The 12,382-nt window shown below is 39.8% G+C and carries 6 protein-coding genes; 1 reads left to right on the top strand and 5 read right to left on the bottom strand.

Translation table 11 applies throughout. The features are described 5' to 3' along the window. Window positions 1-61: 61 nt before the first annotated feature. The 4 genes from addA to HT720_RS01690 all read right to left on the bottom strand — a co-directional run bounded on the left by addA (window position 62) and on the right by HT720_RS01690 (window position 10,131). Window positions 62-3,712: a helicase-exonuclease AddAB subunit AddA gene (gene addA / locus HT720_RS01705; RefSeq protein ID WP_173274519.1), complete on the bottom strand. Its 3,651-nt coding sequence runs from the start codon at window positions 3,710-3,712 to the stop codon at window positions 62-64. After that, entirely contained in the window at window positions 3,709-6,984 is a 3,276-nt protein-coding gene (gene rexB / locus HT720_RS01700; protein WP_173274518.1) for an ATP-dependent nuclease subunit B, read from the bottom strand. The genes addA and rexB overlap by 4 nt, the downstream gene beginning before the upstream one ends. Before the next feature lie 199 nt (window positions 6,985-7,183). Beyond that, a complete protein-coding gene (locus HT720_RS01695) occupies window positions 7,184-8,071 on the bottom strand; it encodes a YegS/Rv2252/BmrU family lipid kinase (RefSeq protein ID WP_173212636.1) in 888 nt (295 codons plus the stop codon). A 794-nt stretch (window positions 8,072-8,865) separates the two neighbouring features. Continuing rightward, window positions 8,866-10,131, bottom strand: coding sequence for a hypothetical protein (locus HT720_RS01690; RefSeq protein WP_050242696.1), 1,266 nt, complete (start codon window positions 10,129-10,131; stop codon window positions 8,866-8,868). A gap of 201 nt (window positions 10,132-10,332) precedes the next feature. On the opposite strand from HT720_RS01690, the gene HT720_RS01685 reads away from it, so the two are divergent. After that, entirely contained in the window at window positions 10,333-10,830 is a 498-nt protein-coding gene (locus HT720_RS01685; RefSeq protein ID WP_345890268.1) for a tyrosine-type recombinase/integrase, read from the top strand. A 137-nt stretch (window positions 10,831-10,967) separates the two neighbouring features. On the opposite strand, the gene eno is transcribed toward HT720_RS01685, so the two are convergent. Beyond that, window positions 10,968-12,272: a surface-displayed alpha-enolase gene (gene eno / locus HT720_RS01680; protein WP_000022821.1), complete on the bottom strand. Its 1,305-nt coding sequence runs from the start codon at window positions 12,270-12,272 to the stop codon at window positions 10,968-10,970. Between the last annotated feature and the right edge of the window lie 110 nt (window positions 12,273-12,382).

The raw sequence follows: 12,382 nt of genomic DNA, 5'->3' as shown, positions 1-12,382 counted from the left end.
TAACCATACCTACGGCAAGATGAAGTTAACGTGGTTTGAAGAGATTTTCGAAGAGTATAAATTATACTTTTACAACTTGAACTTCGTCTTTACCCAGTAAAATCAAGTATTTCTCAATATTTTTAATCGAATAGGCTCGAGATAAAGCCTCTCCGTATAGCGCTAACTGACCACGATAACGGTCTATGAGTTGACTTGGGTCATCATAGCGGTCTGTCTTATAGTCGAACAGAATAATTTTGTCTTCGTAAAGTAGATAGCCATCAAGGATACCACGGACAACAAAGTCTTCCTGACTCTTTTGGTCTCGTTTGAGCATGGAGAAAGGTTGCTCGCGGTATAGATGGTTGGTATGAGCGAGAATTTCCTGACCGAGTGCTGTGTCAAAGAATGCAAGAATTTTCGCAAGATTGATCTTGTCTCTGACAGCTGGGCTGGTTTGAACTTGTTTGAGAGTTTCTGTTAGGCTGGCAAGGGTTGGTTGCTGGCTGAGGTCCATTCTCTGCATGAGTTCGTGGGTGGCACTACCAATCTCAGCTCCTGTTACCTTTTCTTTGGTTGAAAAATCTGGTAAATCAAAGCTAATTTTCTTGTCTACTGACTGGTCTTGACCAGCAATCTCGACACCCTCCATATCCATAACTGGTTCGTAGAATTTCTTGATTTGACTTGGGGTTTGAACACTAGGAAGTTCAATGGCTGCACGGTGAAGAGTATTATAAACTTCTACTTCTTTCAGCATTTCAAGAGCTTCTTTAATAGTTTCAGACTGGCGATTGTCTGCTTGGGAGCTATCTTGGAGAGGACTCTTGGTTTCCAACTGACCGATAGCTTCTCTGGTCAGCTGTTCTTCACCAACAAAACGATAGCTAAAGTTGAGCTTGTCCTTGGCAAATACCTTGCTGATAGCCCAAAGCCAATCTTGAAAATTCCGTGCTTGCAGTCTAGTATTGCTATTTAGTTTTCCATTTTTAGCTGCTGGGTATTCCTTGGCTTCCAGCTTTTCACGAGACCCCTTACCGACAAGATAGAGCTTTTTCTCAGCCCGCGTCATGGCAACGTAGAGGAGACGCATTTGCTCAGAATAGCTTGCCAGCTGTAATTCCTCTTCATTTTGCCTATAAGTCAGGCTAGGAATAGAGAGCTTGATGGTTTTCGGATAGTGAGCTTCCACTGCTCCTGTCTCCATCTTGGCAATATACTTAAGTCCTAGACCGTTTTTACGACTGAGAATGACTTCTGACATGCTGTCTTGTTTGTTGAAATCTTGATCCATATTGAGGATAAAAACGTAAGGAAACTCCAGCCCTTTACTCTTGTGGATGGTCATAAGCTCTACTGCGTCCTTAGGTGGTGCAACTGCAACACTTGCCAAATCGTGCTGGGCTTCCAAGACTTGGTCAATCATACGGATAAAACGAGACAAGCCCTTGAAATTGCTCTTTTCAAACTGGTCAGCTCGCAGTGCTAGGGCATAGAGATTAGCTTGTCTAGCAGGCCCATTTGGCAAAGCCCCAACGTAATCATAATAAAAACGGTCGTTATAAATTTTCCAAATCAAGTCATAGAGAGAGTGCGTTTTGGCATACAGGCGCCAAGAAGCCAAGATTTCCATGAATTGGTTTAGTTTCTCAGCTAGAGCTGTGTGGATCAATTTTTTCTGGCTTGTTACCATTTTTTGAGCATTGACCAGTTTCTCATAGAGATTTTCTTGGATTTTATCCTCTGCTTTCTGAAGGGACAAACGTGCTAACTCATCCTCATCAAAACCAAACATTGGAGACTTCATAAGGGCAACCAAAGCGTAGTCTTGCAGGGGATTGTGAATGACACGAAGGGTGTCTAGCATGACTTGTACTTCTAGGGATTGGAGATAATTGTTTTGCTCTCCGTCAGTTTTAACAGGAATCCCGTACTCAGACAGGGCGAGAAGAATCTGGTCATTACGACTGCGGCTGGAGGTCAAAAGGGCAATTTCTTTAAAGGAAACACCTTTCTCCTGATGAAGTTTCAGAATCTCCTTGATAACTAAGCGCATTTCACCTGTTAGTTTCGTTCCTGCCGGGCTTTCTTCTTCCTCATTTGTGTCGTCCTTGTCGTAGAGGAGAAATTCTGCCTTGTTCTCAGGGTTAGGAGTTAGTTTGGTATTGGCAAAAACAAGCTGGTGCATGTTATCATAGTTGATTTCACCGACCTCTTGATCCATAAGGCATTCAAAAACATCATTGGTTGCTGATAGCACTTCGGAACTACTACGGAAATTTTCCTTGAGGAGAATGAGCTTGCCCTCTTTTGGATTTTGCGCATAGCGTTGGAACTTTTCATTGAAAATCTGCGGGTCTGCCTGACGGAAACGATAGATAGATTGCTTGATATCTCCCACCATAAAACGGTTGTGGCCATTAGAAAGTAATTCCAGCATCCGTTCTTGAATATGGTTGGTATCTTGATACTCGTCTACCATGACTTCATGGAAGCGCTCCTGATAAGCCTCACGGACTTGCGGAAAATTCTCCAAAATCTCAATGGTATAATGGCTAATATCAGCGAATTCAAAGGCGTTTTCCTGGCGCTTACGCTGACGATAAGCTTCCACAAAATCACTCATGAAAGTTTGGAAAGTCTTAGCTAGTTCCCAGGTCTCTCCATGATAACGTTCTTGATAGTCGAGAATGGTTATCTGGTCTGACAGTTGTCCTAGTTTAGCAAACTGGGACTTTCTCTCTTCGTTGTAGGCATCAGCCAGGGGCTTCAAATCAGCCTTACGACTGGCATTGGTCAGAGCTCGACCGTTTTTCTCTTTCGAAATCGCGACAACACGCGCAAGCACTGCTTGGTAAGCCGGACTATCGGATTCCTGATTTAGGGAGCCAATTTCATCCAGAATCAACTGGACATTTTCTAAATAGGGAGCCTTAGGAAACTCCTTGGCATCATTATCCAGATGATAACGGAAAAAGCTTTCCAAATCCCAAAGGGCTTGCTGGATTTGCTCAGTCAGTCTTTCTTTTTCACTGCTAAAATCAGCGTTTTCAAAGCCTTTGAGGAAAGATTCACTCAGCCATTTTTGAGGGTTGCTGGTGGATTGGAGGAAGTCATAGATTTTATAGACCTGCTGGCGCAGACCACGTTCATCCTTGCCGCGCCCTGCAAAATTTTTCAGCAAATGGCTAAACTTCTTTTTCTGCTTACCTTGGTAATGGGCTTCAAAGACCTCATGGAAGACTTCATTTTTTAGAAGGAGTTGCTCGCTCTGGTTTTGTAAAATCCGGAAATTAGGCGCAATATCAAGCAGATAGCCATGTTTGCCAAGGAATTTTTGTGTGAAAGAGTCCATGGTACCAATAGCAGCGTTGGGTAGGTCTGCCAACTGGCGACCCAAGTGTTGTTTGAGGTCGACATCGCTGCTTTCTTGGATTTGTTGGCTGATTTTTTTCTCCAAACGTTCCTTAAGCTCTGTGGCAGCCTTAACAGTAAAGGTTGAGATAAAGAGTTGAGAAATTTCGACACCACGCGTCAATTGGTCCAGAATACGCTCGGCCATGACAAAGGTTTTACCAGAACCAGCCGACGCTGAGACAAGGATATTTTGACCAGAAGTGTAGATGGCTTCGATTTGTTCGGCAGTTTTCTTTTGTTCCTTGCTCGAATTTGCTTCTACTTCTTGCAATTTTTGAATTTCCTTCTCAGTTAAAAAGGGAATAGGCTTCATCGATTCAACTCCTCTCTTATTTTTTCAAACCAAGCTTGCTTGAGTTTTTCTCCGACCAGACGCTTGCCGTCAGGCAAGTCTAACTTTTCTAGAAAACGGGCTTGGCCCAAGTGGTAATTAGCTTCAAATCCAGTAATAGCCTGATGCTGCTGAACGTAGGGGGCAATGCTTCTGCCATTTTCAGTATAAGGGTTAATGGCGAACTGACCTTCTAAAATTTTCTCAGCTGCTTTCTTGTAAAGATGGGCATTGTAGTCCAGTAGGAGCTGGAATTCTTCATCTGTTAGCTGATTGGCCTTGTTTTTGTTGTAAAATTCACCCAAATGACTACTTTCTTTTTCTAAAAAGAGGCCTTGGTATTTCATTGACTTGCTAGCTTCTACTACTGCACCTGCCAGACTTTTAACGGCCATCAAAGATTGGACAGGCTCAGCCATTTCCAAGTACATAGCACCAAAAAAGTTCTGCTCCCCTTCTCTTTTTAAGGCAGCTAGATAGGTTGGCAACTGGGAATTGAGTCCATTAAAGAAATGAGGAAACTGGAACTGAGTCAGACTCGACTTGTAGTCTACTACCCCTATCGCCCCATCAGCTTTCAAACGGTCAATCCGGTCCACCTTACCTCGTACAAAGACACTGCGACCATTGTCCAATTGAATAAAGGCTTGCTCTTTTCCGCCAAAATTTGCTTCCTCTTTGATGGTTTCGATGGCTGGATTGTGTCGGAGAATATGGCCAGTCGTCCGTGCAACATCAAGCAGAACTTCCTTGGTAAACTGGGCTTCCAAACTTTCTTGATAAATAGCTTCAAATTCGCGTTCTTGACTGGTTTCTTGAATAGCTTGTTCTAAACGTTGGTCAAAAGAATCTTCGTCAGGCAACTGCAAGGCGCGTTCAAAAATACGGTGCAAGAAATTTCCGTGACTGCGGGCATCAGGGCGCAGGCGTAATTCTTCTTGCAAGCCTAAAACGTAGCGGAGGAAATAACTGTATTGGTTCCGATAAAACTCCGTCAAACCAGAGGTAGACAGGTAAAACTCCTGATCAGTAGGATAGAGAGCTTGTAAGGTGTCCTTAGCCAACTGCTTACTGCTTGGACTGGTTGAGAGGGCTGGATTTTCCAGACCTTGCAGTTCTAGTTTTTTACCCATCACACGCGCCAGAACCTTGACAAAGGTCAAATCTTGCTCCCTATCACTCGTCTCGCCCTGCTGGTGATAGGCAACCAGACTGGACAAAAGACTGTGATATGAGCCCATATCCTCCTTAGACAGCCCTTTGTGATTCATCCTCTTCTCTTTTCGACTAAATCCAAAATGGACCAACTCTTGAAGATAGATTGATTCCTTGCTTTCACTTTCGTTAAAAAGGCTTGGAGCCGACAAAACCAACTGCTTACGAGCAGAATTGACCAAGGAAAGCATAGTGTAGCGATTTTTCTTGAGATTTTCACTGCTGGCAATCAGTAATTGCGCCTCATCTTCTGTCGCTTGGTTTAGGCTCTGTCTTTCTTCGTCTGTCAAAAGACTGGTGTTTTGCGCAATTTTTGGTAAATTGTCCTGAGTCAGCCCAATGGCATAGACCAAGTCAGCCGTTAAGGGCGCAATCAAATCATAACTCTGCACCAGAACAGTGTCCACTGTCGCTGGAATGGTGCGATACTGAGATAGGCTCATTCCAGAATGAAGCAAGGCAAGGAAGTCCTCCAGACTAACTTGCGAACCAGCAAAAACGGTCGCAAATTGTTCTAAAACATGACAGAAAGCCTTCCAAACTTCGGCCTGTCTTTCTTGTTCTACAGCTTCCATAGTGGCTGTCAAATCTTGTAACTGCTTGGTCACAGCTCCCTCTTTTAGAAAGACATTCCACTTTTGCAAGAGATTTTCAGACTTCTGTTTTCGGCTAGTAAAAAGAGTCTCAAGAGGTGTTAAAATACGCAGACGAAGGGCATTCAAACGCTCTAAATCAAATTTTCCATGGTGGGATTTGGTAAAGGTTTGCTGAAAGGCTGGCAAGCTATTGATACCAAGATAGCGGATATATTGCTCAAAAACATCAATATCAGCTTGACTAAGGTCGGTATACAAACCTGTTCTAAGAAGGTTTATCAAATCTTCCTGCCGGAAACGATAGCGTTTTAAAGCCAAAATAGACTCGACAAACTGTGTCAAGGGATGATGAGCCATGGATTCGCTTCTACCAAGATAGAAAGGAATCTGGTACTGGTCAAAAATAGTTTTGAGAGATAACTGGTAAGAAGCCACATCACCCAAGAGAATACGAAAATGCTTGTAACTCAGGTCTGAGTTCTCATGCAATTTCTGACGAATGCTACGGGCTAGCAACTCCAACTCTTCTTTTTGCGTCAAGCAAGACCAGATTTGTAAGTTTTCACGGTCCTTCTCATCGACATCCAATGTGAGTTCTGAAAAATCATAAGAAGACTCTAGCAAACGAGAGGCCTTGTCAAAGCTATCCATCTTCTCATGAGTTTGAGAATAGTCTTGAGCAGGCGTTTGGTATTTAGAGGCTAGATGATGGAGAAACTCCACACTGGCTTGGTAAAGATTGCCCTCACTAAAAGGACTAGTATAAGCTTTCTTACTCGCATAAGCCCCAATAACAATCTCAACACCCTTCCCATGAAGTAAGTCCACAATTCGCTCTTCTTCGGCAGAAAAACGGGTAAATCCATCAATAACCAAGGCAATTTGAGTAAAATCACTACTAACTTTGTCATTCTCAATAGCTTCAATCAAATGGGACAACTGACTTCCCTGAGCTAACTGCTCTTGATTGAGGTAGGCCGTTACTTTCTCAAAAATCAAGAGTAAGTCTGCTCGCTTGTCCTCATCCGTCAAACTCTCCAAGTCCAAAAAACTCATCTGAGCTTTGGTCATCTCGTGGTAAAGCTCAATCAACTGCTGGATAAACTGAGGATCCTGCTTGATGGCGCCGTATACTCGTAAATCCTTGGGGTCAAGTTCTGCAAGGCATCTGTAAAATACCATCCCAAGACCGATATCATCAAGAGTAGTTTTAGCTGGTAAATCATTCAAGACCAGATAACGAGCCATTTGAGCAAAGCGCGTGACGGTAATCGCAAAAGAAGCCTGCTGGGGCAAGCATTCCAGCACGGCACGTTCCTTTTCAAAAGAAAGAGAGTTAGGAGCGATATAGAAGACTCGCTTGCCAGCAGCAACTAACTCCTCCGCCTCTCTGGTTAGAATTTCTGTCAAAGAAGTCCGAATATCAGTATAAAGTAATTTCATCTCAGCCTCGTTGGAATTTTTCATTACCTTTTATTATACCATTATTAGCCTCGTAAATCTGTTAAAATATTTAGACCATCCTTTCTTTTCTTCATCATCTACTAAATCTTAAATACTTAGCTTTACTTGTATTAGATAGAATAAATCTGGCTACTGAAAATCACATAATAAAAAAGCCTCGGTAACAAGGCTTTGAGTTTTATGATTGTTCCCTAGGTCCAGAGTAGACTTCAATGTGTTGTCCTAGTACCTTGATATCGACTGGTAGATTATCTGATTTATCGCCATCAACATCGGACTCTAATTCGATATCAGAAGAAATTTTAATAGTACGTGCCTTTATATATTCAATATTTTCATTCTCTACAAGATCTCCTTTTAACAAATCCGGAATCAAAGATAATTTAGAGAATATAGAAGCATCTTTCAAAATTAGAATATTTGCATATCCATCCTTGTTTTCTTCAAAGATTTTTTTATCTGCAAAATAATTTGTTAGAAGTACTAAAACATGACTTGCTTCCCCAAGGTAATTTCCATTTTCGGTTTCAACTTTAATGTTAAAGACTTGATCTGTCATGACAGACTTCATGGTATTAACTGCATAAGCCAAGATACCAAATTTCGTTTTATCTTCAATTTCAACATTATGAATGGCTTCAGGGAGAGACCCGATACTAAAGATATATCCAAAATAGTGACCATTTGCTTTTCCGATATCAATCTTATCAGTTAAATTGAAATCTAGTTCTTCAATAGCTCCGTCAATATCTTGATTGATTTCTAAAAGTTTTGTAATAAGGTTACCCGTACCACCTGGTATAATTCCCAGTTTAGGAATATAGTCCCTTTCAGCAATCCCTGAAATAACTTCATTGACTGTACCATCTCCACCAAAAACTAGAATTGATTCATATCTTTCTCTAGCAGCTTCTTCTGCGAAATTTGTAGCATCTTTGGCTTTTTGAGTAATTTTAGTTTCCACATCATCAAAATACTCTCTTGCTTTATTCTCCAGCTTCTCTTTGTAATCTAAAGCTTTTTCTCCTCCAGAAGTTGGATTGATAATTAGCATTATTTTTTTCACTCTGTATTTTCTCCTTAAAATTGAAATAGAAAGGTTATTCTCGATGAAAATCAAAGCGTAAACTAGGGAACTAGCCGTAGGCTACTCACGACACTGTTTTGAGTCTGTATATTAGCCTGACGTGGTTTAAAAAGATTTTCTAAGAGTATTAACCTGATGACACATGATATTTGCGTATATTGCTATTATACAATGAAATGTTAAAAAATAGAAATAAATTGCTTTTAATATCAGTTTTTATCTCATATTAAAAAATGATCTATTTTTTACTAGTATGTTGTTCTTAATCATCCAAACTAGTCTCTCTCCTCCACACGATGGAATATAGTTCGTAGATATTATTGCTATTTTCTAGTTCTGGATAAAGATAAAACTCACTTGAAAGAAGATTTTCCCCATATATAAGTCAGTCTTTGTCTGACTAGCTACTAGCAAATAGATGAGTTAATGTTTATTGTCTATTTGTGAAGATGAAAATACTTCAGAGGCAGGCACAGATAAGGATGAAAAAACTTAATTTTTAAGAGAATATGAAATAATACTCAATCAAAATCAAATAGCAAACTAGAAAGCTAGCTACAGCTTGCTTAAAGCAGGACTTTGAGGTTACATATCAAACTAACGGGTCAGCTCAAGACACTGTTTTGAATTTGTAGATTAGACTGACATGCTTTGAAGAAATTTTCGAAGAGGATGAATATCTCTATAATAAAAGGCATATTATCAAGTGTTTTTGACACCTGATAACATGCACTTTTCTGATTTTAAAGATTTTTCTCCAACTTTATTATCATTTAAGATAAGACGCTTCCATCATGTTTTGCATCATCATCAACAAACTGTTCTTTTACCAAATCCTTTATATCACTTTTGATACTCTTAGTATCTATAATAGAATCTTCACCTAGTTGGTGAAATGTCGCTTTATCTCTAATAGTATATTCTTGTTCATCGTCATATTTTTTGGTTATCAATCGAATCATCTTTCGTCTTAAAGATTTTTCCCCTTTGATGTTTCCTCTTTCTTTTATCCATGCCACTGCTAAAATGACCAGCATTAGACAACCGACATAACCTAAAAGAGGATACATAATGGAGACTAATTCTTTAAATCCCATAAAAGATAAACCATATCCTATAGCGACCGTAGCAATTAGAATAGGGTAAAAGCGCTTCGGTTTGTTTGAAGAGAAACGTTTTGCCAAGGCATAAAATAAACTGAAAGCTGTATTAAAAATAAGTCCAAAAATAATTAGAGCATACAGTAAAGAAAATAGAGGATGAATTTGCTCCGCAATTGTTAACATAGGAATATCAACAGTTGAAACAAGTTTTATATTGGCGTATAAAATACCAGTTGCTACGGTAATAATCAAACTAACTACAAGTCCACCTAAGAGACCACTTTTTTCCGCAACACCAATTCTCATGACAGAACCTCCTAAGACAAATGCCATGGATACACCAGTCATAACAGTTAGTGCGAAATAATTTAGTAAAGAAACCCAGACATTGGGCATCGGAGAAGAAAGTGTAGCTGTGATTGCTTCTAATTCTTCAAAATCAAAACTTTTCCCTACGAAAGTATGTACTGCCATAATGATAATCATGACAAAGACCAAAGGAGTAAATATCCCAAGAACGCTGGTAATCTTTTCAAAATTAAGAAAACTGACAATAATGACCAAGATAGCACAAATCAATCCTCCCAACCAAAATGGCAAACCAAATTGTTGGTTAAGGTTTGAACCAGCCCCAGCAATCATAACAAAACCAATTACAAAGCAGGAAACAATTAAAGCAAAATCAAGAATCTTATTAGTAATAGGCCCGGCAATTTGGGAAAGAACTTCAAAATGATCATTTGAACGGAAATAGCTTCCTAAGGTAATGATAATTTTACCAAAAATAATACTTATGATTCCAAGAACAATCGTTCCAATGATACCCCATTTACCAAAACTAACAAAGTATTGCATTAAATCTTGGCCTGAAGATAATCCAGCACCAATAACAACACCGACATAAGCTAATGCTATATTTAAAATACGTTTTAACACTATTTTCTCCTAACCGTTATCACTACAATCAATGACTGTCTATTTAGTATACTATTTTCTTATATTATTGTCAAAAATATAGGTATTAGAACCCTGTACATAGAAATATTTCTGCACGATATAGCAAGATAACACAAGGACTAGTCAGCTACTAATCAAACTTTTATAGTTCTCAATTGTTTGGAGATATTGGCTAGTCTTATGTTAGATAAATATCACAAAGATAGCAATACATTAGACATCCATACAACATTCAACCGATACATTCCAGATGATGACGGTACTAAGACTTTTGCAAGCTTCAGGATAACACACCTCACAAAAAGAGAGATTGAAATACTTGATAAAATGATTGAATTAAATCGTCTAAGCGAAACAACCGATAAGAATTGGCATAAAAGTGACCGCATCTTTGTTACAAATACGGGAAAGCCCGTTCATAGCTCCATCCTAAGCAAGTCTCTCCAGCGAGCAAATGAACGCCTAAAGAAACCAATTCCTAAACATCTATCACCTCACATCTTCAGACATACTACTATCAGCATTTTAGCAGAAAATAAAATTCCGCTAAAAACAATCATGGATAGGGTTGGACATTCTGATTCTGATGTTACTAATTCCATCTATACTCACGTCACGAAGAACATGAAAGATGAAGCAATCAATGTACTGGATAAAGTTATGAAAAAGATTTTTTAAAAAGTTTTGCCCATTTTTTGCCCCCTAAATACAAAAATAGCCCTTCGGATAAAATCCGAGGGGCTAGAAACGTTGTTAAATCAACGGCCGAACTTTTGAATTTCAAGGTTCGGGATAAAATAGTTCACTGAACTATTTTATTTTTTAAGGTTGTAGAATGATTTCAATCCACGGTATTCAGCTACTTCACCAAGTTGGTCTTCGATACGAAGCAATTGGTTGTATTTAGCGATACGGTCTGTACGTGAAAGTGAACCAGTCTTGATTTGTCCTGCGTTAGTTGCAACTGCGATGTCAGCGATTGTTGAATCTTCAGTTTCACCTGAACGGTGTGATACAACGGCAGTGTAACCAGCTTCTTTCGCCATTTCGATAGCGTCGAATGTTTCAGTAAGAGTACCAATTTGGTTAACTTTGATAAGGATTGAGTTAGCAGCACCTTCTGCAATACCTTTTTCAAGGTAAGAAGTGTTTGTTACGAAGAAGTCGTCACCAACCAATTGAACTTTACCACCAAGACGTTCAGTAAGAGCTTTCCAACCGTCCCAGTCATTTTCATCCATACCATCTTCGATAGTGATGATTGGGTATTTGTTTACCAATTCTTCAAGGTAGTCGATTTGTTCTGCAGCAGTACGTACAGCTGCTCCTTCACCTTCGAATTTAGTGTAGTCGTAAACTTTACGTTCTTTATCGTAAAATTCTGATGAAGCACAGTCAAATCCGATAAATACGTCTTTACCAGGAACATATCCAGCAGCTTCGATCGCAGCAAGGATAGTTTCAACACCATCTTCAGTTCCTTCGAAACGAGGAGCGAATCCACCTTCGTCACCTACGGCTGTTTCCAAACCACGAGATTTAAGGATTTTCTTAAGAGCATGGAAGATTTCAGCACCCCAACGAAGAGCTTCTTTGAATGATGGCGCACCAGCAGGTACGATCATGAATTCTTGGAAAGCGATTGGAGCGTCAGAGTGAGAACCACCGTTGATGATGTTCATCATTGGAGTTGGAAGAACTTTAGTGTTGAATCCACCAAGGTAGCTGTAAAGTGGGATTTCAAGGTAGTCAGCAGCAGCACGAGCTACAGCGATAGACACACCAAGGATTGCGTTTGCACCCAATTTACCTTTGTTAGGAGTACCGTCAAGTGCGATCATAGCACGGTCGATAGCTTGTTGATCACGTACATCGTAGCCGATGATAGCTTCAGCAATGATGTTGTTTACGTTGTCAACAGCTTTTTGTGTACCAAGACCACCGTAACGAGATTTGTCACCGTCGCGAAGTTCAACTGCTTCGTGTTCACCAGTAGAAGCTCCTGATGGAACCATACCACGTCCGAAAGCACCTGATTCAGTGTAAACTTCTACTTCAAGTGTTGGGTTACCGCGTGAGTCTAGGACTTCGCGAGCGTAAACATCAGTAATAATTGACATTTTTTACTCTCCTTATGAGTTAAATTTTTTACACCTCTATAATACCTTAAAACACCTCCTTTTTCAAGAAAAAACGTTATCTTTGTGCAAATTTTCCTTAACTTTATAAA

Origin of the sequence: Streptococcus sp. 68 (assembly GCF_013277415.1) — a bacterium.
GTDB lineage: Bacteria > Bacillota > Bacilli > Lactobacillales > Streptococcaceae > Streptococcus.
This window is presented reverse-complemented; position numbering and strand designations above follow the sequence as displayed.

Bases quoted from the DNA above. Each gene is read 5' to 3' on its own strand.
- addA (WP_173274519.1), bottom strand. From the start codon at position 3,712: ATGAAGCCTATTCCCTTTTTAACTGAGAAGGAAATTCAAAAATTGCAA.
- rexB (WP_173274518.1), bottom strand. From the start codon at position 6,984: ATGAAATTACTTTATACTGATATTCGGACTTCTTTGACAGAAATTCTA.
- HT720_RS01685 (WP_345890268.1), top strand. From the start codon at position 10,333: ATGTTAGATAAATATCACAAAGATAGCAATACATTAGACATCCATACA.
- eno (WP_000022821.1), bottom strand. From the start codon at position 12,272: ATGTCAATTATTACTGATGTTTACGCTCGCGAAGTCCTAGACTCACGC.